General features: G+C 68.8%; 28 protein-coding genes. 1 reads left to right on the top strand and 27 read right to left on the bottom strand.

Annotated elements, in window-relative coordinates:
• Positions 1-329 precede the first annotated feature (329 nt).
• The 25 genes from rplO to rpsL all read right to left on the bottom strand — a co-directional run bounded on the left by rplO (position 330) and on the right by rpsL (position 15058).
• Positions 330-827, bottom strand: a complete 498-nt coding sequence (rplO, locus tag AWX74_RS04140; protein ID WP_006539151.1) for a 50S ribosomal protein L15 — start codon at positions 825-827, stop codon at positions 330-332.
• Positions 827-1012, bottom strand: coding sequence for a 50S ribosomal protein L30 (gene rpmD, locus AWX74_RS04135; protein WP_006539150.1), 186 nt, complete (start codon positions 1010-1012; stop codon positions 827-829). The genes rplO and rpmD overlap by 1 nt, the downstream gene beginning before the upstream one ends.
• A complete protein-coding gene (gene rpsE / locus AWX74_RS04130) occupies positions 1012-1620 on the bottom strand; it encodes a 30S ribosomal protein S5 (protein ID WP_006539149.1) in 609 nt (202 codons plus the stop codon). Before rpsE ends, rpmD begins: the two co-directional genes overlap by 1 nt.
• A 29-nt stretch (positions 1621-1649) precedes the next feature.
• Complete coding sequence (gene rplR / locus AWX74_RS04125; RefSeq protein ID WP_054570439.1) at positions 1650-2024, bottom strand: 50S ribosomal protein L18; 375 nt, start codon at positions 2022-2024, stop codon at positions 1650-1652.
• A 10-nt stretch (positions 2025-2034) separates the two neighbouring features.
• On the bottom strand, positions 2035-2571 hold the full coding sequence (rplF, locus tag AWX74_RS04120) for a 50S ribosomal protein L6 (RefSeq protein WP_054570438.1): 537 nt from the start codon (positions 2569-2571) through the stop codon (positions 2035-2037).
• 12 nt (positions 2572-2583) lie between these two features.
• A complete protein-coding gene (rpsH, locus tag AWX74_RS04115; protein WP_054570437.1) occupies positions 2584-2991 on the bottom strand; it encodes a 30S ribosomal protein S8 in 408 nt (135 codons plus the stop codon).
• 135 nt (positions 2992-3126) lie between these two features.
• The gene (locus AWX74_RS04110; RefSeq protein WP_006539145.1) at positions 3127-3312 is read right to left on the bottom strand and encodes a type Z 30S ribosomal protein S14; all 186 of its coding nucleotides are present in this window, start codon (positions 3310-3312) and stop codon (positions 3127-3129) included.
• A gap of 3 nt (positions 3313-3315) precedes the next feature.
• A complete protein-coding gene (gene rplE / locus AWX74_RS04105) occupies positions 3316-3885 on the bottom strand; it encodes a 50S ribosomal protein L5 (protein WP_006539144.1) in 570 nt (189 codons plus the stop codon).
• A 29-nt stretch (positions 3886-3914) separates the two neighbouring features.
• Positions 3915-4241 (bottom strand): 50S ribosomal protein L24, encoded by a 327-nt coding sequence (gene rplX / locus AWX74_RS04100; protein WP_006539143.1) that lies wholly within the window; start codon positions 4239-4241, stop codon positions 3915-3917.
• Positions 4242-4244: 3 nt separating this feature from the next.
• Positions 4245-4613: a 50S ribosomal protein L14 gene (rplN, locus tag AWX74_RS04095; protein WP_006539142.1), complete on the bottom strand. Its 369-nt coding sequence runs from the start codon at positions 4611-4613 to the stop codon at positions 4245-4247.
• Between the two features lie 238 nt (positions 4614-4851).
• The gene (rpsQ, locus tag AWX74_RS04090) at positions 4852-5175 is read right to left on the bottom strand and encodes a 30S ribosomal protein S17 (RefSeq protein WP_091271667.1); all 324 of its coding nucleotides are present in this window, start codon (positions 5173-5175) and stop codon (positions 4852-4854) included.
• Positions 5172-5423, bottom strand: coding sequence for a 50S ribosomal protein L29 (gene rpmC / locus AWX74_RS04085; protein ID WP_054570434.1), 252 nt, complete (start codon positions 5421-5423; stop codon positions 5172-5174). The genes rpsQ and rpmC overlap by 4 nt, the downstream gene beginning before the upstream one ends.
• A complete protein-coding gene (gene rplP / locus AWX74_RS04080) occupies positions 5423-5839 on the bottom strand; it encodes a 50S ribosomal protein L16 (RefSeq protein WP_006539139.1) in 417 nt (138 codons plus the stop codon). The genes rpmC and rplP overlap by 1 nt, the downstream gene beginning before the upstream one ends.
• A gap of 5 nt (positions 5840-5844) precedes the next feature.
• Complete coding sequence (gene rpsC, locus AWX74_RS04075) at positions 5845-6816, bottom strand: 30S ribosomal protein S3 (RefSeq protein WP_091271665.1); 972 nt, start codon at positions 6814-6816, stop codon at positions 5845-5847.
• Positions 6816-7238 (bottom strand): 50S ribosomal protein L22, encoded by a 423-nt coding sequence (rplV, locus tag AWX74_RS04070; RefSeq protein WP_054570431.1) that lies wholly within the window; start codon positions 7236-7238, stop codon positions 6816-6818. Before rplV ends, rpsC begins: the two co-directional genes overlap by 1 nt.
• Positions 7231-7512, bottom strand: a complete 282-nt coding sequence (gene rpsS, locus AWX74_RS04065; protein ID WP_006539136.1) for a 30S ribosomal protein S19 — start codon at positions 7510-7512, stop codon at positions 7231-7233. The genes rplV and rpsS overlap by 8 nt, the downstream gene beginning before the upstream one ends.
• Before the next feature lie 63 nt (positions 7513-7575).
• On the bottom strand, positions 7576-8409 hold the full coding sequence (gene rplB, locus AWX74_RS04060) for a 50S ribosomal protein L2 (protein ID WP_006539135.1): 834 nt from the start codon (positions 8407-8409) through the stop codon (positions 7576-7578).
• Between the two features lie 58 nt (positions 8410-8467).
• Complete coding sequence (gene rplW / locus AWX74_RS04055; RefSeq protein ID WP_006539134.1) at positions 8468-8764, bottom strand: 50S ribosomal protein L23; 297 nt, start codon at positions 8762-8764, stop codon at positions 8468-8470.
• Entirely contained in the window at positions 8761-9504 is a 744-nt protein-coding gene (gene rplD / locus AWX74_RS04050) for a 50S ribosomal protein L4 (protein WP_091271659.1), read from the bottom strand. Before rplD ends, rplW begins: the two co-directional genes overlap by 4 nt.
• Complete coding sequence (gene rplC, locus AWX74_RS04045; RefSeq protein WP_054570429.1) at positions 9501-10214, bottom strand: 50S ribosomal protein L3; 714 nt, start codon at positions 10212-10214, stop codon at positions 9501-9503. Before rplC ends, rplD begins: the two co-directional genes overlap by 4 nt.
• 18 nt (positions 10215-10232) lie before the next feature.
• Positions 10233-10541, bottom strand: a complete 309-nt coding sequence (rpsJ, locus tag AWX74_RS04040) for a 30S ribosomal protein S10 (protein ID WP_006539131.1) — start codon at positions 10539-10541, stop codon at positions 10233-10235.
• 297 nt (positions 10542-10838) lie between these two features.
• Positions 10839-12032, bottom strand: a complete 1194-nt coding sequence (gene tuf / locus AWX74_RS04035; protein ID WP_054570428.1) for an elongation factor Tu — start codon at positions 12030-12032, stop codon at positions 10839-10841.
• Positions 12033-12110: 78 nt separating this feature from the next.
• Complete coding sequence (fusA, locus tag AWX74_RS04030; protein WP_091271656.1) at positions 12111-14207, bottom strand: elongation factor G; 2097 nt, start codon at positions 14205-14207, stop codon at positions 12111-12113.
• A 6-nt stretch (positions 14208-14213) separates the two neighbouring features.
• Positions 14214-14684: a 30S ribosomal protein S7 gene (gene rpsG / locus AWX74_RS04025; protein WP_006539128.1), complete on the bottom strand. Its 471-nt coding sequence runs from the start codon at positions 14682-14684 to the stop codon at positions 14214-14216.
• Positions 14684-15058, bottom strand: a complete 375-nt coding sequence (gene rpsL / locus AWX74_RS04020) for a 30S ribosomal protein S12 (RefSeq protein WP_009740532.1) — start codon at positions 15056-15058, stop codon at positions 14684-14686. The genes rpsG and rpsL overlap by 1 nt, the downstream gene beginning before the upstream one ends.
• 1133 nt (positions 15059-16191) lie before the next feature.
• Here rpsL and mug point away from each other — a divergent pair.
• Positions 16192-16899: a G/U mismatch-specific DNA glycosylase gene (mug, locus tag AWX74_RS04015; protein ID WP_091271653.1), complete on the top strand. Its 708-nt coding sequence runs from the start codon at positions 16192-16194 to the stop codon at positions 16897-16899.
• On the opposite strand, the gene AWX74_RS04010 is transcribed toward mug, so the two are convergent.
• Both AWX74_RS04010 and AWX74_RS04005 read right to left on the bottom strand, forming a co-directional pair.
• Complete coding sequence (locus tag AWX74_RS04010) at positions 16876-17313, bottom strand: PIN domain-containing protein (RefSeq protein ID WP_091271651.1); 438 nt, start codon at positions 17311-17313, stop codon at positions 16876-16878. The two genes, mug and AWX74_RS04010, sit on opposite strands and share 24 nt — an antisense overlap.
• Entirely contained in the window at positions 17310-17609 is a 300-nt protein-coding gene (locus AWX74_RS04005; RefSeq protein WP_091271648.1) for a type II toxin-antitoxin system CcdA family antitoxin, read from the bottom strand. The genes AWX74_RS04010 and AWX74_RS04005 overlap by 4 nt, the downstream gene beginning before the upstream one ends.
• Positions 17610-17685: the final 76 nt, after the last annotated feature.

The raw sequence follows: 17685 nt of genomic DNA, 5'->3' as shown, positions 1-17685 counted from the left end.
GGCTGACGGGACGGCGCGGCGTTTGGTGCAGATCTCCGGCGGCCCTGGAAGCGGACCGTACGCGGTGAGGCGACTCTAACAGCACCTGAGGCTCACTCGTCCGGACATCACGCGCGGTAGGCACTGGTGTACCGGGATCCCGGTGAGCAAACCACTGCCAAACCACGCCAAGCCCAAACCACTGCCGAGCCGGCGTGTGCCGGTATCCGTACAGTGGCCTGTCCTGCCCGGGTCACGCGGCGAGATGTGCTTACAACCACCTCGCCGCGCGGCCCGGCAAAGCACGAACGCCTCGGGACGGGCGTGGGTACGCCCGTCCCGAGGCGCTGTCAGACCTGGGTGACGCTGCCGCCGGCGGCCTCGATCTTCTGCTTGGCCGAGCCGGAGAAAGCGTGCGCGGTGACCTGAACCGCCACGCCGATCTCCCCGTCGCCGAGGACCTTCACCAACGACTTCGAGCGGACGGCGCCAGCGGCCACCAGCTCGTCGACGCCGACCGTGCCGCCCTCGGGGAACAGCTCCTCGATCGTGGCGACGTTCACCACCTGGTACTCGGTACGGAAACGGTTACGGAAGCCCTTCAGCTTCGGAACCCGCATATGCAGTGGCATCTGGCCACCCTCGAAGCGGGCCGGAACCTGCTTGCGGGCCTTGGAACCCTTCGTACCACGCCCCGCGGTCTTTCCCTTGGAACCCTCACCGCGGCCCACCCGCTGCTTCTTCTTGTGGGCACCAGGCGCCGGGCGAAGGTGATGGACCTTCAGCCCGAGCGCACGGGGCTCCTGGGCGCCGGCGGAATCCGCCTTCTCGAGCGTCTGCTCGGCCATCAGGAGTCCACCTCCTCGACCCGCACGAGATGGGTCACGGTAGCGATCATCCCACGAACCTCGGGACGATCCTCACGAACAGTGCTGCCGTTGATACGGCGCAGACCCAGCGTCCGCAGCGTCTCACGCTGGTTGCGGGTTCCGCCGATCTCGGAGCGGATCTGGGTGATGCGCAGCTTCGCCATTACGCACCGACCCCAGCCGCCCGCGCGCGAAGCATAGCCGGCGGAGCGACGTCCTCCAGCGGCAGCCCACGACGAGCGGCGATCTCCTCAGGCCGCATCAGCCCGCGCAGCGCCGCGACGGTCGCGTGCACGATGTTGATCGGGTTCGAGGACCCCAGCGACTTCGACAGCACGTCGTGCACACCGGCGCACTCCAGCACCGCACGCACCGGGCCACCGGCGATGACACCGGTACCCGGCGAGGCCGGCTTGAGCAGCACGACACCGGCGGCGTCCTCACCCTGCACCGGGTGCGGGATGGTGGAGCCGATCCGCGGGACCTTGAAGAAGTGCTTCTTGGCCTCCTCGACCCCCTTGGCGATGGCCGCCGGGACCTCCTTGGCCTTGCCGTAGCCGACGCCGACGGTCCCGTCCGCGTCACCGACGACGACGAGCGCCGTGAAGCTGAAGCGGCGCCCACCCTTCACGACCTTCGCCACCCGGTTGATGGCGACGACTCGCTCGACATAAGCGGTCTTCTCCTGCGCCGGGCCACCGCCCGAACGGTCGCGGCGCTCGCGGCGGTCGGAACCGCCGGAGCCGCCTCCGCGGCGCTGCTGGCCTGGCATCTAGAACATCTCCCTAGTAGCTGTGGTCATCAGAAGTTCAGCCCGCCTTCGCGGGCCGCGTCCGCCAACGCGGCGATCCGGCCGTGGTAGGTGCGACCACCGCGGTCGAACACCACGGCCTCGATCCCGGCGGCGCGGGCACGCTCCGCGACGAGGCGGCCGACTTCGCGGGCCTTGGCGCTCTTGTCCCCCTCGGAGGCGCGCAGACCGTCCTCCAGCGTGGAGGCCGAGGCCAACGTGTGCCCGGCGACGTCGTCGATGACCTGGGCGTAGATGTGCCGCGAGGACCGGGTGACGACGAGACGCGGGCGGACCGGGGTGCCCGACACCTTCTTGCGCACACGAACGTGGCGGCGGAGCTTGGCCGTCCGCCGACGCGCGCTGGCGCTGAGGCTCACTGCCATGTCTGTCTACCTACTTCCCGGTCTTCCCGACCTTGCGGCGAACGACCTCGCCCTGGTAGCGCACGCCCTTGCCCTTGTAGGGGTCCGGCTTGCGCAGCCCGCGAATCTTGGCGGAGACCTCGCCGACCAGCTGCTTGTCGATGCCGTGCACGACGAAGCGGGTCGGGGCCTGCACCTCGAACCGGATGCCCTCGGGCGCCTTCACCGGAACCGGGTGGCTGTAGCCGAGAGCAAACTCCAGATCCGAGCCCTTGGCCTGGACTCGGTAACCGACACCGACGATCTCCAGCGTCTTGGAGTAACCGGTGGTGACCCCGACGACCATGTTGGAGACGAGCGTCCGGGTGAGGCCGTGCAGAGCGCGGCTACGCCGCTCGTCGTTGGGCCGGCTGACGACGATCTGACCGTCCTCGCGGGCGACCTCGATCGGCTCGACGACAGTGTGGCTCAGGGTCCCCTTGGGGCCCTTCACCGTCACCGTCGGGCCATCGAGAGTCACCTCGACGCCGCTGGGAACACTGATGGGCTGGCGCCCGATCCGTGACATCGTTCGCCTTCCTTACCAGACGTAGGCGAGGACTTCCCCGCCCACGCCCCGCTTGCCGGCCTGCCTGTCGGTCAGCAGCCCCGACGAGGTAGAGATGATTGCAACACCCAGGCCGCCAAGGACCTTCGGCAGATTCGTCGACTTCGCGTAGACGCGCAGACCCGGCTTGCTGATCCGCTTCACGCCCGCGATGGAACGCTCCCGGTTCGGGCCGTACTTGAGGTCGACGATCAGAGTCCTGCCGACCGCGCCCGGCGGTGCGTCCTCGACGTGCCAGCCGGTGATGTAACCCTCCTGCTGGAGGATCTCGGCGATGTGAGTCTTGATCTTGCTGTGCGGCATCACCACCCGGTCGTGATAAGCCCGGTTGGCGTTGCGGACACGGGTGAGCATGTCCGCGATCGGATCAGTCATCGTCATGGCTTGACGCCTTTCTCACGGCGGTTCCCGGTGCTCGCACCGGAGCCGGTCGGGCCTACCGCGATCGTGTGGGTACTACCAGGAGCCCCGGGTAACCCCCCGGGAGCTCCTTCCAACTGCCCTGAGCTCCGTCTACTACCAGGAGCTCTTGGTGACGCCCGGCAGCTCGCCCCGGTGGGCCATCTGCCGCAGGCACACCCGGCACAGCCCGAACACCCGGTAGACCGAGCGCGGGCGGCCACACCGCTGGCAGCGGGTGTAGCCGCGCACGGCGTACTTGGGCTTGCGGGCGGCCTTCTCGACCAGCGCCTTCTTCGCCATCTCTCAGCTCTCCCGGAACGGGAAGCCCAGCGCGCGCAGCAGCGCCCGGCCCTCGTCGTCGTTGGTCGCGGTGGTCACGACCGTGATGTCCATACCGCGGACCCGGTCGATCTTGTCGATGTCGATCTCGTGGAAGATCGACTGCTCGGTCACACCGAACGTGTAGTTGCCCGCGCCGTCGAACTGCTTGGGCGACAGCCCGCGGAAGTCGCGAATGCGGGGCAGCGCGATCGAGACCAGGCGGTCGAGGAACTCCCACATCCGGTCACCGCGCAGGGTCACCTTCGCCCCGATGGGCTGGCCCTCGCGCAGCTTGAACTGGGCGATCGACTTCTTGGCCCGACGGATCGCCGGCTTCTGGCCGGTGATGGCGGCGAGATCCCGGGTGGCTCCGTCGATCAGCTTCGCGTCCCGGGCGGCGTCGCCGACACCCATGTTGACGACGACCTTCACCACGCCTGGGATCTGCATGACGTTGCCGTAGGAGAACTGCTCCCGCAGAGCCGGGGAGATCTCCTCGCGGTACCGCTGCTTCAGCCGAGGGACCGGCCGGGCTTCCGTGGTCACACTCATGTCTCGTTTCCTAGCCTTGCGCCGGGGGCCTAGAGCTCGGCACCGGTGCGGCGCGAGATCCGGACCTTGGTGCCGTCCTCGTTGATGCGGTAACCGACACGGGTCGGCTTGCCATCCGACGGATCGACGATCATCACGTTGCTCACGTGGATCGGCGCTTCCTGGGTGACGATTCCCCCGGACTGCGAGCCACGTGCGCTCTGCTGGACCCGGGTGTGCTTCGTGATCCGGTTCGCGCCCTCGACGACGACCTTGTTCTGGTCGGGGAGAGCCCGGATGACCTTGCCCTTGAGGCCCCGGTCCTTGCCAGTGATGATCTGGACCGTGTCGCCCTTCTTGATCTTCAAACCGGCCACGGTCTAGAGCACCTCCGGCGCCAGCGAAATAATCTTCATGAAACGCTTGTCCCGCAGCTCACGGCCGACCGGGCCGAAAATGCGGGTACCGCGGGGGTCTCCCCCGTCTCGGATGAGGACCGCCGCGTTCTCGTCGAACCGGATGTAGGAGCCGTCCGGCCGCCGCCGCTCCTTGGTGGTGCGCACCACGACCGCCTTGACCACGTCGCCGCGCTTCACGCCGGCGCCGGGCAGGGCGTCCTTCACCGTTCCGACGATGATGTCGCCGATCCCCGCGTAACGACGCCCAGAGCCGCCGAGAACCCGGATGCACAGAATCTCCCTGGCTCCGGTGTTGTCGGCGACCCGAAGTCGCGACTCCTGCTGAATCACTTTCCGCTCCTGATCACCCGTTGCCGCCGTTGCAATCCCTCGTACGAGGCGATGAGGGCCGCCCGTAGTGCGGCACCGCCTCGCGCCGGCACCCGGCCGGCCGTCCCCGTGGTCACGGCATCCTCGGGTCCGGATCCGGCGAGAGAATCCGGATCACTGCCGGGCCGATCGCCGCCGGGCAGTGGTGGCGCGAACCGACAACGACCCACGCCACCACAATCACCAGGCCGCCTCGGACCTACTTGGCCTTCTCGAGGACCTCGACGACCCGCCAGCGCTTGGTGGCCGACAGGGGCCGCGTCTCCATCAGCAGAACGCGGTCGCCGACACCGACGGTGCCGGCCTCGTCGTGCGCCTTGACCCTCTTCGTACGACGGATCGTCTTGCCGTAGAGCGGGTGCTGGACCCGGTCCTCGACCGCGACGACAACCGTCTTCTCCATCTTGTCGCTGATCACCAGACCCTCACGCACCTTGCGGAAACCCCGCGCGGTGGCCTCGTCGGTGGCGGCAGCGGTGGTGCTGCTTTCCGTGCTCACTTCTTCTCCGCTCACTGCGCTCACGCCCGATCCGTGCCGGCGTCGTCCAACGCGACGGCCGGGTCATCGCTCAGCCCGAGCTCACGCTCGCGCATAACCGTGTAGATCCGCGCGATGTCCTGACGGATGTCGCGCAGCCGCCGGTTATTGCGCAGCTGACCAGTCGCGGCCTGGAACCGGAGGTTGAACAGCTCCTCCTTGGCCTCCCGCAACTTGTCCACCAGCTCGCCGGCGGACAGGGCGCGCAGATCGTCCGCTGTCGTGACGGCCATCAGGCACCACCCTCACGGGTCACGAAACGGCACTTCATCGGCAGCTTGTGGATGGCGCGGCGCATCGCCTCACGGGCGACGGGCTCCGCGACACCGGACAGCTCGAACATGATGCGTCCGGGCTTGACGTTGGCGACCCACCACTCCGGCGAGCCCTTACCGGAACCCATCCGGGTCTCGGCCGGCTTCTTGGTCAGCGGACGGTCCGGGTAGATGTTGATCCAGACCTTTCCACCACGCCGGATGTGCCGGGTCATCGCGATACGCGCCGACTCGATCTGCCGGTTCGTCACGTAGGCCGGCTCCAAGGCCTGGATCGCGTACTCGCCGAAGGCGATCCTCGTGCCGCCCTTGGCCGCGCCCGTCCGCTTGGGGTGGTGCTGCTTGCGGTGCGCGACCTTCCGGGGAATGAGCATGTTTCCTAACCCTCCGCCTTCTCCGGCGCGCCCTGGGCCTCGGCGACCACCGGGGCCGACGTCACCTCGGGCGCGACCGCCTCGGGCGCCGCCGGGCTGGCCGGCGTGCTCTCGGCCACGGTCTTCTCGGCCGTAGCCTTCTCGCCCGAGGCCTTCTCGCCCGACGCCTTCTCCGCCGCTGCGCCACCGGCTCCGCCGCCACGACCGCGGCGCTCACCCGCGCGGGCAGCCGCCCGGCCGGCGTCCGTACCGCCCTGCGTGGTACCCGACGAACCCGAGCGCGGGCCGCGGCGCGGACGGTCCCGACGCTGCTGACGAAGCAGCGCCTCCTGGGCCTCCCGCTCCGCGCGGCTCTGGACGACGTCGCCCTTGTAGATCCAGACCTTCACGCCGATGCGGCCGAAGTTCGTCCGGGCCTCGTAGAAGCCGTAGTCGATGTCCGCACGCAGCGTGTGCAGCGGCACCCGGCCCTCGCGGTAGAACTCCGACCGGCTCATCTCGGCGCCGCCCAGGCGGCCCGAGCACTGGACCCGGATGCCCTTCGCGCCGCCCTTCATCGCCGACTGCATCGCCTTGCGCATCGCACGCCGGAAGCTGACCCGGCTGGACAGCTGCTCGGCGACACCCTGGGCGACAAGCTGCGCGTCGGTCTCGGGGTTCTTGACCTCGAGAATGTTGAGCTGCACCTGCTTGCCGGTGAGCTTCTCCAGGTCACCGCGGATGCGGTCGGCCTCGGCGCCGCGACGACCGATCACGATGCCCGGACGGGCGGTGTGGATGTCCACCCGCAGCCGGCCCTGGGTGCGCTCGATGTCGACGCGGCTGATGCCGGCCCGCTCCATACCGCGGGACATCATCTTGCGGATCTTGACGTCCTCACCGACGTACGCCTTGTACTGCTTGTCGGCGTACCAGCGGGAGGTGAACTCCGACGTGATGCCAAGTCGGAACCCGTGCGGGTTTACCTTCTGCCCCACTACCGGGCCCTCCTTGTCGTCCTGGCGCCGGCGCCCGTCGCGACCGGTTCCCGGCTCTCCACCACGACCGTGATGTGGCTGGTGCGCTTACGGATCCGGTACGCACGGCCCTGCGCGCGGGGCCGGATGCGCTTGAGCGTCGGCCCCTCGTCGACGTAGGCGGCGCTGATCCACAGCGTCGCCGGGTCCAGGGAGTGGTTGTTCTCGGCGTTCGCCACCGCGCTCGCGACGACCTTGTAGACGTCGGTGCTCGCCGCCTGCGGGGCAAACCGCAGGATGTCGAGCGCCTCGCCGGCCGCCCGGCCGCGAACCAGGTCGACGACCCGGCGCGCCTTGGTCGGGGAGGTGTGGACGTACCGGGCGGTCGCCTTGGCTCCGGGCAGGCCGGCGCGGGTCAGGCCCTCGACGAGGTCGTCAGCCACGACGTGACCTCCGGTCCTCCTTGACGTGCCCGCGGAACGTGCGCGTCGGCGCGAACTCGCCAAGCTTGTGCCCGACCATGCCCTCGGTGATGAACACCGGGACGTGCTTGCGGCCGTCGTGCACGGCGATGGTGTGGCCCAGCATGTCGGGGATCACGGTCGAGCGTCGCGACCAGGTCCTGATGACGTGCTTGGTGCCCTTCTCGTTCTGGGCGTCCACCTTCTTGAGCAGGTGGTCGTCGACGAACGGGCCCTTCTTAAGACTGCGTGGCATGGCTGTGTCTCCTCCTTCCTGCTCAGTGGTGGGGGTGGATCGAGGCGGTCAGCATGCTCATGGTTACCGCCGCCTGTTCTGCTTGCGGCGACGCACGATCATCGCGTCGCTGGACTTCTTGGTCCGCCGGGTCCGACCCTCGGGACGGCCCTTCGGGTTGACCGGGTGGCGGCCACCGGAGGTCTTGCCCTCACCACCACCGTGCGGGTGGTCGACCGGGTTCATGGCGACACCACGCACGGTGGGCCGACGGCCCTTCCAGCGCATACGGCCGGCCTTACCCCAGTTGATGTTGCTCTGCTCGGCGTTGCCGACCTCGCCGACGGTCGCGCGGCAGCGCACGTCGACGTTGCGGATCTCACCGGAGGGCATCCGGAGCTGGGCGTACGGGCCGTCCTTGGCGACGAGCTGCACACTGGCGCCGGCGCTGCGGGCGATCTTGGCGCCGCCGCCGGGGCGCAGCTCGATCGCGTGCACCACGGTGCCGGTCGGGATGTTGCGCAGCGGCAGGGCGTTGCCCGGCTTGATGTCGGCGCCGACGCCCGAGCTCACCATGTCGCCCTGGCGCAGCTTCACCGGGGCGAGGATGTAGCGCTTCTCGCCGTCCAGGTAGTGCAGCAGCGCGATGCGCGCGGTGCGGTTCGGGTCGTACTCGATGTGCGCGACCTTGGCCGGCACGCCGTCCTTGTCCCGACGGAAGTCGATGAGCCGGTAGGCGCGCTTGTGGCCACCGCCCTGGTGCCGGGTGGTGATCCGCCCGTGGACGTTACGACCGCCCTTGGAGTGCAGCGGCCGGACGAGGGACTTCTCGGGGTGATCACGGGTGATCTCGACGAAGTCGGCGACGCTCGACCCACGACGCCCCGGCGTCGTCGGCTTGTACCTACGAATACCCATGCTCTACTTCCGATCCGACGCCGGGCTGTGCGGCACCCGGGTGAGCCCCACGCGGGTGTCAGGCACCGGGGCCTCCGAAGATCTCGATGGTGTCACCGGGCGCGAGGCTCACGAGCGCACGCTTGGTGGCCGGGCGGTGTCCCCAGCCGGACTTCGTCCGCTTGCGCTTGCCCTGCCGGTTGATCGTGTTGACGCTGGTGACCCGCACGTTGAAGATCTTCTGCACGGCGAGCTTGATCTGCGTCTTGTTGGCGTCGGGGCGGACGATGAACGTGTAGACGTTCTCGTCGAGCAGGCCGTAGCTCTTTTCGGAGACGACCGGGCGAAGAATGATGTCACGCGGGTCGGGGATCACTTGTCCTCCTGCTCGCCAGCCGGGCCGCCGGCCAGGCTGCCGTTGTCAGCCGCCGGACGGGAGCCACGCGCGAGAAACGCGGCGAGCGCGCCCTCGGTGAACACCACGTCGTCGCTCACCAGCACGTCGTACGTGTTGAGCTGGCCCGGGTCGAGCAGGTGCACGGCCTCGACGTTGCGCAGGCTGAGCCATGTCAGCTCGTCCGAACGCTGCGCGACGACCAGCACCCGGCGGGCGTCGACCAGACTGGTCAGCGCCTTGAAGGCGGCCTTGGTCGACGGCGCGTCGCCGGCGACCAGTGCGGAGACCACGTGCACCCGGTCGTTGCGGGCCCGGTCGGACAGGGCGCCGCGCAGAGCGGCGGCCTTCATCTTCTTGGGCGTGCGCTGCTCGTAGCTGCGCGGCGTCGGGCCGTGGACGACTCCACCACCGGTGAACTGCGGCGCACGCAGCGAACCCTGCCGTGCCCGACCGGTGCCCTTCTGGCGGTACGGCTTGCGGCCACCACCGCGAACCTCGCCGCGGGTCTTGGTGGAGTGCGTGCCCTGCCGCGCCGCGGCGAGCTGCGCCACCACGACCTGGTGGATGAGCGGCACGTTGAGCGGCACGTCGAAGACGGCACCCGGCAGCTCGACGCTGCCCGCGTCGCCACCCGCCGGCGCGTGCACCGGGACCGTGCGGTCAACCGGCGCATCCACCTCGACGGAGGCTTCCTCAGTCACTGTTGCCGTCGCGCTCATGCCGAGGCCTCCTCAGCGGTGCCAGCGGTCGCACCTTCGGCCACCGGAGCGAGCGGCTCCGGCGCGGGCCGCTTGGCCGCGCTGCGCACGAAGACCAGACCGCCGTCGGGGCCGGGGACCGCACCCTTGATCAGCAGAAAACCACGCTCGGTGTCCACGGCGTGGATGGTCAGCCCGGCCACGGTGACCCGGGCGTGCCCCATCCGACCGGCCATCCGCAGGCCCTTGAAGACCCGGCCCGGGGTGGCACAGCCACCGACCGATCCCGGGGAGCGGTGCTTGCGCTCGACGCCGTGACCGGCGCCCAGGCCCTTGAAGCCGTGCCGCTTCATGACACCGGCGAAGCCCTTGCCCTTGGAGGTGCCTGTGACGTCGACGACCTGACCGGCGTCGAACAGCTCACCGGTCAGCTCCTGGCCGGCCCGGTAGTTGCCGGCATCCGCCGTGCGGAGCTCCACCAGGTGCCGCCGGGGGGTGACCCCGGAGGTCTCGAAGTGGCCTCGCAGCGGCTTGTTGATCCGACGCGGGTCGATCTCGCCGAAGCCGAGCTGGACGGCGGAGTAGCCGTCGTTGTCGAGCGTCTTGACCTGAGTCACGACGTTGGGGCCGGCCTGAATGACGGTGACCGGCACGACGCGGTTGTTCGCGTCCCATACCTGGGTCATCCCGAGCTTGGTGCCCAGGAGCCCTCTGTAATTGCGGTTGAGCATGACTGGCGCCGGCCCCTCTTACAGCTTGATCTCGATGTCCACGCCGGCGGGCAGGTCGAGGCGCATCAGCGAGTCGACCGTCTTCGGCGTCGGGTCAAGGATGTCGATCAGCCGCTTGTGCGTCCGCATCTCGAAGTGCTCGCGGCTGTCCTTGTACTTGTGCGGCGACCGGATGACGCAGTAGACGTTCTTCTCCGTCGGCAGCGGCACCGGACCCGCGACCTGCGCACCGGTACGCGTCACGGTCTCGACGATCTTCCGCGCCGAGCTGTCGATGACCTCGTGGTCATAGGCCTTGAGCCGGATGCGGATCTTCTGTGCCGCCATGGTGGGCTTCGCCTGTCCTGTCTGTCTCGTCCGGCCGGTATCACTACCGGGTCCCCGTCGACCTGTCCGGCGCTGCGCGGCGCGGGCTGCCGTCGGGATCGACGGCCTGCCCGGCCGGGCCGGATTCGTGCCGGGTGTACCGCCTTGTCTGACGCCTATCGGTTCCGCAGCGCGGCCCGCAGGCAACTTCCGAGCCCGGTCTCGCACTGGACCGAGGCGATCGGAGTCGCCCCGGCGTGCCGCCGGGCAGCAAGAGCGGGCGGCGGGGCCCCGTGGGGCACCCGCCGCCCGCCGCTACTACTTGATGACCTTCAGAACCTGGCCCGCACCGACGGTCCGGCCACCCTCGCGGATGGCGAAGCGCAGACCTTCCTCCATGGCGATCGGCTGGATGAGCTCGACCGTCATCTCGGTGTTGTCGCCCGGCATGACCATCTCGGTGCCCTCGGGGAGGGTCACGACGCCGGTCACGTCGGTGGTGCGGAAGTAGAACTGCGGCCGGTAGTTCTTGAAGAACGGCGTGTGCCGGCCACCCTCGTCCTTGTTGAGGATGTAGACGCGCGCCTCGAACACCGTGTGCGGGGTGATCGACTTCGGCTTGACGATGACCTGGCCGCGCTCGACGTCCTCGCGCTTGATGCCACGCAGGAGCAGACCGACGTTGTCACCGGCCTGGCCCTCGTCGAGCAGCTTGCGGAACATCTCGACGCCGGTCACGGTCGTCGTCGTGGTCGCGTCCTTGATACCGACGATCTCGACGGTCTCGTTGACCTTGACGATTCCACGCTCGATACGGCCGGTGACGACAGTGCCACGACCGGTGATCGTGAAGACGTCCTCGATCGGCATGAGGAACGGCCGGTCGATATCACGCTCGGGCTCGGGGATGGACTCGTCCACCGCCGCCATGAGCTCGAGGAGCTTCGCGCCCCACTCCTTGTCGCCCTCCAGCGCCTTGAGCGCGGAGACGCGGATGACCGGCACGTCGTCGCCGGGGAACTCGTAGGTGTTCAGGAGCTCCCGGACCTCGAGCTCGACGAGCTCGAGGATCTCCTCGTCGTCGACCATGTCGGCCTTGTTCAGCGCGACGACGATGTACGGCACGCCGACCTGGCGGGCGAGGAGCACGTGCTCCTTCGTCTGCGGCATCGGGCCGTCGGTCGCCGAGACCACCAGGATCGCGCCGTCCATCTGCGCGGCACCGGTGATCATGTTCTTGATGTAGTCGGCGTGGCCGGGGCAGTCGACGTGCGCGTAGTGCCGCGCGTCGGTCTGGTACTCGACGTGCGCGATCGAGATCGTGATACCGCGGGCCTTCTCCTCCGGCGCCTTGTCGATCTGGTCGAACGGCGTGAAGGGGTTGAGGTCCGGGTGCGCGTCGTGCAGAACCTTGGTGATGGCTGCCGTCAGCGTCGTCTTGCCATGGTCGATGTGACCGATGGTGCCGATGTTGACGTGCGGCTTGGTCCGCTCGAACTTCTGCTTCGCCACTGGTGTCCCTCCAAGGACGGGTGGTGTCGTGCTGGTGTAGTCGTCAGTGGTGCCGGCAGCCCGGCCCCCGGAGCGTTGTTACTCGCCCCTTGCCTTCGCGATGATCTCCTTGGCGACGTTCGCGGGAACCTCGGCATAGGAGTCGAACTGCATCGAGTAACTCGCCCGACCGGAGGTCTTCGAACGCAGGTCGCCGACGTACCCGAACATCTCCGAGAGCGGGACCAGGGCCTTGACGATGCGGGAACCGCCCCGCTCGTCCATCGCCTGGATCTGCCCACGGCGTGAGTTCAGGTCGCCGATCACGTCACCCATGTGGTCCTCGGGTGTCGTGACCTCGACCGACATCAGCGGCTCGAGGATGACCGGGTCAGCCTTGCGCGCCGCGTCCTTGAAGGCCATCGAGCCGGCGATCTTGAAGGCGAGCTCCGAGGAGTCCACCTCGTGGAACTGACCGTCCCGCAGGGTGACCTTGACGTCCACCAGCGGGTAGCCGGCCAGGACGCCGAACTCCATGGCCTCCTGGCAGCCGGCGTCCACCGAGGGGATGAACTCCTTGGGGATGCGACCGCCGGTGACCTTGTTCGAGAACTCGTAACCGCCGCCGTCGCCGCCGGAAGGCTCGAGGTCGATGATCACGCGGGCGTACTGACCGGAGCCACCCGTCTGCTTCTTGTGGGTGTAGTCGACCTTCTCCACCTTGCGGCGGATGGTCTCCCGGTAGGCCACCTGCGGCTTGCCGACGTTGGCCTCGACACCGAACTCGCGGCGCATCCGGTCGACCAGGACGTCGAGGTGCAGCTCGCCCATCCCGGCGATGACCGTCTGGCCGGTCTCCTCGTCGGTGCGGACCTGGAAGGTCGGGTCCTCTTCGGCGAGACGCTGGATCGCGGTGCCCAGCTTCTGCTGGTCGGCCTTGGTCTTCGGCTCGATGGCGACGTCGATGACCGGGGCAGGGAAGATCATCGACTCGAGGATGACCGGCGAGTTCGGGTCGCACAGCGTGTCACCGGTGGTGGTGTTCTTCAGGCCCACCACGGCGACGATCTGGCCGGCGCCCGCGCCCTCGCGGTCCTCCCGGTGGTTGGCGTGCATCTGGAGGATGCGGCCGATCCGCTCCTTGCGGTCCTTGGTCGAGTTCAGGACCGCGGAACCACCACTGATCTTGCCGGAGTACACCCGGATGTAGGTCAGCTTGCCGACGTACGGGTCCGACATGATCTTGAAGGCGAGAGCGGAGAACGGCTCGTCCTCGTCGGCCTTGCGGACGACCTCGGTGTCCTCGTTACTGACCGAGTGGCCGGTGACCGAGCCGATGTCGGTCGGCGAGGGCAGGAAGTCGATGACCGCGTCGAGCATGGGCTGGACGCCCTTGTTCTTGAACGCGGAACCGCAGAGCACGGGGTTGATCTTGCTGCTGACGGTCGCCCGCCGCAGCGCCGCCATGAGCTGCTCCTCGGTGGGCTCGACACCCTCGAGGTAGAGCTCCATGAGCTCGTCGTCGTTCTCGGAGACGGTCTCGACCAGCTTCTCCCGCCATTCCTGCGCGGCTTCGGCGTGGTCTTCGGGGATGTCGACCGTCTCGTACGAGGCACCCTTGTCCTCGGTGTGCCAGAGCAGGCCCTTCATGCGGATCAGGTCGATCACGCCGCGGAAGTCGGCCTCGACACCCCAGGGCAGCTGGATGACGGCGGGCGTCGCGTCCAGCCGGTCGATCATCATGTCGACGCAGCGGTGGAACTCGGCGCCGACCCGGTCCATCTTGTTGACGAACGCGATCCGCGGGACGTCGTAGCGGTCGGCCTGCTTCCACACCGTCTCGCTCTGCGGCTCGACGCCGGCAACGGCGTCGAACACGGCGACCGCCCCGTCGAGGACCCGCAGCGACCGCTCCACCTCGACGGTGAAGTCGACGTGGCCCGGAGTGTCAATGATGTTGATGGTGTGATCGCGCCACGAGCAGGTGGTGGCGGCGGAGGTGATGGTGATCCCCCGCTCCTGCTCCTGCTCCATCCAGTCCATCGTGGCGCCACCCTCGTGGACTTCACCGATCTTGTAGTTCACACCGGTGTAGTAGAGGATCCGCTCGGTGGTCGTGGTCTTGCCCGCGTCGATGTGGGCCATGATCCCGATGTTGCGGGTCGCGGCCAGCGCGGCACGTACGTCAGCAGACATGATGGCTTACCAGCGGTAGTGGGCGAAGGCCTTGTTGGACTCCGCCATCTTGTGGGTGTCCTCCCGGCGCTTCACGCTTGCGCCGAGGCCGTTGCTCGCGTCGATCAGTTCGTTCATCAGACGCTCGGTCATCGTCTTCTCACGACGGCCACGGGCGTACCCGACGATCCAGCGCAGAGCCAGCGTGGTGCTGCGGCCCGCGCGAACCTCGACCGGCACCTGGTAGGTGGCGCCACCGACCCGGCGGCTGCGCACCTCAAGGGTGGGCTTGACGTTGTCCAACGCGCGCTTGAGCGTGACGACCGGGTCGTTGCCGGTCTTGTTCTTGGCGCCCTCGAGCGCGCCGTAGACGATGCGCTCCGCCACCGACTTCTTGCCGCTCAGCAGCACCTTGTTGACCAGAGCGGTCACCAGCGGCGAGCCGTAGACCGGGTCGACAACGACGGCGTGCTTGGGCGCGGGCCCCTTGCGCGGCATCAGCCCTTCTCCTTCTTCGCGCCGTAGCGGCTGCGAGCCTGCTTCCGGTTACGGACGCCCTGCGTGTCGAGAGCGCCACGGACAATCTTGTAGCGAACGCCCGGAAGGTCCTTCACTCGGCCACCGCGCACCAGGACGATCGAGTGCTCCTGCAGGTTGTGACCAACCCCGGGGATGTAGGCGGTGACCTCGATCCCGCTGTTCAGCCGGACTCGAGCGACCTTGCGCAGCGCCGAGTTCGGCTTCTTGGGCGTGGTCGTGTAGACGCGGGTGCACACGCCACGACGCTGCGGGCTCCCCTTGAGTGCCGGGGTCTTGGTCTTCTCGACCTTGTCCTGCCGGCCCTTGCGGACCAACTGCTGGATCGTGGGCAACGCCGCTCCCGTTCCTTCGTGCCTCGTCGTACTCGTCGGCAGCCATCCCGGATGGCCGGCCTGTCTGCCTGCTGTGTAACGGTGCCGCTCCTGGCCGTCTGGCACGGAGTGTGAGCGCCGGTGTGCCCCTCTGCCGACCCACGCGGTCGGGCGTGTCGCGCCTTCCGAACGATTCGGATAATCCGAACTGTCCCAGAAGGAGCGCGCCCACCCGACTGCCAGTCGGCCCGAACCTGACAGTCACCGACGGCTGCCTGATCACCTGGCCGCCCGGTTCACGCGGACCTCAGTCCAGCAGGAACCTAGCGGCTGGTTCTCGGCGCCACGGCGCCACGACAGGGCGCAGGACACACGCCAGAGCCACGTGGGCTCCAGCCACAGGCACCAACATTACTCCACGCCCACGTCAAGTGTCGAACGGGGTATCAGCCGACGACCACGACACCCGGGTTCGGGCAACCGACGCCCTGGCCTGCGGCTTCTCCGTCCACCGTAAGGCCCACACCGACAGGTCCGATCATCGGTGCGCTACCGGTGTTTTTCTGCCGTGTTGCCCGCGAGTGTTGTTGGAATGTTTGCGACCGCCACGGCTCATCCCTGCCGTCGCCGACGCTCGTCCTTGCCGCTGTCGACGGGCCTCGACCCCCGTCACCCGTCACGACTCGCCGGGGCGGTCCGGCTCGCCCGACCCACCCCTGCTCGTCCGAGACGCCGCTGGTCGCCCGAGCCGCCCGGTCAGCCGTGACTCGTTCCACTCCGTTGCAGTCCAGTCCATCCGTTCCAGTTCGCCGTGACGCGCCGGAGCGGCCTCGGCCTCGCCGTCAGAGCCCTCCGGCGCGGACGCCTGAGACCGGGCCAGCTCGGGCAGGACTGAAAGTCCAGATGGGGATGAGCCCTGTAGAGGAGGATGACACCGTGCGGAGCTCTCCCCGTCTCCGCCCCCGCGAGCCGTTTCCGCCCCACGCCGAGCCACCGGCAGCCTCCCCCGCAGCACGTTCCGCCGCTGCGACCGATGTTGCTTCTGGAAAAGACGTTGAGGATGTTGGTCGTCAGAACACCGCAATCCTCAACTCCTGTCTGGCAGCAGCCGGCCCGTCGGATGGCTGGGAGGCGCCGAGGTGAAGGATGGCCTCGTGCGCAGCTCTCCGCCATCCCCCGCCGCCCCCGAGCCACAGACCGCCTCTCCCGTGCCCGGCACGGCCCGCACAGGCGGCGCAGGCGGCACGGAAGGCACAGGCAACACGGAAGGCTCGGCAACCCGCCAGCGGGAGCTACCGGACCGGCCCAGCCGTGCGGAGGTGCTCGCCGCCTACGGCAGGACCGTCCCCGACCTCGTCGGCCCCGAGACCCGGGTGCTGCTGTGCGGCATCAACCCGTCGCTGGAGTCCGGGGCGACCGGATTCCATTTCGGGACGCCGAGCAATCGACTGTGGCCGGTCCTGCACCTGGCCGGCTTCACCCCCCGGCGGCTGCATCCGTCGGAGACCGACGAACTGCGCGCCTGCGGCATCGGCATCACCAACCTGGTGCACCGGGCCACGGCGCGTGCCGACGAGATCGACGACGACGAGGTGCGGGCGGGCGTGGCAACCCTCACCGCGCTGGTGGAACGGGTCCAGCCGGAGTGGGTGGCATTCCTGGGCCTGGCCGCCTACCGCATCGGCTTCGGCCGGCGGTCGGCGAAGGTGGGCCGGCAGGCGGAGCGCCTCGGCCCGGCCGGCGTCTGGCTGCTGCCGAACCCCAGCGGCCTCAACGCCCACTATCAGCTCCCTGACCTGGTGCGCGTCTACGGCGAGCTACGCGAGACGGTGAGCGGGTCAGGCCCGCTCCCGCCCGGCTGAGCCGCCGAGGTTCTCCACCGTGACGGTGGGATAGGGATCGGCCAGCCGGCCGAGATCCGACGCGTCGCCGGTGAGGACCACACCACCACCGGCCTCGACCGCGGCGGCCACCGCGTGCGCGTCGGCGAGATACCGGGAACCGAGCCCCGCCTGGGCCAGCACCGCGCCGACGAGCCGGGCCATCGAGCGGTCGGTGTCGCGCAGGCACAGCGCTTCGGCATCTCGGGCAAGCAGGGCGTCCACAGCGGCGCTGCGGCCCGCGCCTCGGTAGAGCTCGGCGAGGACAGCGGAGGGCACGACGACGTCACGGCCGAGCCGCGCCGCCGCCCGCAGCCAGTTCCGGACCTGAGCACGGCTGCGGTGGTCGCGCTGGAGCAGCGCGTTGACCGCCTCCGCGTCCAGCACGAGCCTCACGCCAACGGACCCCCGAGCACCCGCATGTAGCCCTCGGTCTCCCGCTCATCCGCGGCCGGATCACGCTCGGGCGCCTCGGCATCGAGGCGGTCGACGAGGGCCGCCAGGGCCCGCTGACGCCGCCGCCGGTGCAGCTCGTCCCGCAGCGCCAGGTTGACCTGTGCCGAGAGGTTCTCCCCGGTGGCCTCCAGCTCGGCGACGAGGTCCGCGTCCAGCGTGATCGAGACCTTGCGCTTCGCCGACGAGCCGGAGACGCCTGGCTGGAGCCTGCTCATTTCCAACACCGCCACCGTCATGGATCAATCCTACTGTGATCCTACTGTGATCCCACCCGAGCGCACGCCCTTGACGCGCCCGGGAACGCGAAAGGCC

The organism is Parafrankia irregularis, from assembly GCF_001536285.1.
GTDB classification, from domain to species: domain Bacteria; phylum Actinomycetota; class Actinomycetes; order Frankiales; family Frankiaceae; genus Parafrankia; species Parafrankia irregularis.
The sequence above is the reverse complement of the archived record's forward strand: the minus strand, read 5'-3'. Positions and strand labels throughout refer to the sequence as shown.

Excerpts from the sequence above, each read along its gene's own strand:
- rpsG (WP_006539128.1), bottom strand. The coding sequence starts at position 14,684 with ATGCCGCGCAAGGGGCCCGCGCCCAAGCACGCCGTCGTTGTCGACCCG.
- rplP (WP_006539139.1), bottom strand. The coding sequence starts at position 5,839 with ATGCTCATTCCCCGGAAGGTCGCGCACCGCAAGCAGCACCACCCCAAG.
- rpsH (WP_054570437.1), bottom strand. The coding sequence starts at position 2,991 with ATGACGATGACTGATCCGATCGCGGACATGCTCACCCGTGTCCGCAAC.
- rpsE (WP_006539149.1), bottom strand. The coding sequence starts at position 1,620 with ATGCCAGGCCAGCAGCGCCGCGGAGGCGGCTCCGGCGGTTCCGACCGC.
- rplC (WP_054570429.1), bottom strand. The coding sequence starts at position 10,214 with ATGCTCAACCGCAATTACAGAGGGCTCCTGGGCACCAAGCTCGGGATG.
- rpsJ (WP_006539131.1), bottom strand. The coding sequence starts at position 10,541 with ATGGCGGCACAGAAGATCCGCATCCGGCTCAAGGCCTATGACCACGAG.
- AWX74_RS04005 (WP_091271648.1), bottom strand. The coding sequence starts at position 17,609 with ATGACGGTGGCGGTGTTGGAAATGAGCAGGCTCCAGCCAGGCGTCTCC.
- AWX74_RS04110 (WP_006539145.1), bottom strand. The coding sequence starts at position 3,312 with ATGGCGAAGAAGGCGCTGGTCGAGAAGGCCGCCCGCAAGCCCAAGTAC.
- fusA (WP_091271656.1), bottom strand. The coding sequence starts at position 14,207 with ATGTCTGCTGACGTACGTGCCGCGCTGGCCGCGACCCGCAACATCGGG.
- rplF (WP_054570438.1), bottom strand. The coding sequence starts at position 2,571 with ATGTCACGGATCGGGCGCCAGCCCATCAGTGTTCCCAGCGGCGTCGAG.
- rpmC (WP_054570434.1), bottom strand. The coding sequence starts at position 5,423 with ATGGCCGTCACGACAGCGGACGATCTGCGCGCCCTGTCCGCCGGCGAG.
- rplE (WP_006539144.1), bottom strand. The coding sequence starts at position 3,885 with ATGAGTGTGACCACGGAAGCCCGGCCGGTCCCTCGGCTGAAGCAGCGG.
- rpmD (WP_006539150.1), bottom strand. The coding sequence starts at position 1,012 with ATGGCGAAGCTGCGCATCACCCAGATCCGCTCCGAGATCGGCGGAACC.
- rplB (WP_006539135.1), bottom strand. The coding sequence starts at position 8,409 with ATGGGTATTCGTAGGTACAAGCCGACGACGCCGGGGCGTCGTGGGTCG.
- rplR (WP_054570439.1), bottom strand. The coding sequence starts at position 2,024 with ATGGCAGTGAGCCTCAGCGCCAGCGCGCGTCGGCGGACGGCCAAGCTC.
- rplD (WP_091271659.1), bottom strand. The coding sequence starts at position 9,504 with ATGAGCGCGACGGCAACAGTGACTGAGGAAGCCTCCGTCGAGGTGGAT.
- rpsS (WP_006539136.1), bottom strand. The coding sequence starts at position 7,512 with ATGCCACGCAGTCTTAAGAAGGGCCCGTTCGTCGACGACCACCTGCTC.
- rplO (WP_006539151.1), bottom strand. The coding sequence starts at position 827 with ATGGCCGAGCAGACGCTCGAGAAGGCGGATTCCGCCGGCGCCCAGGAG.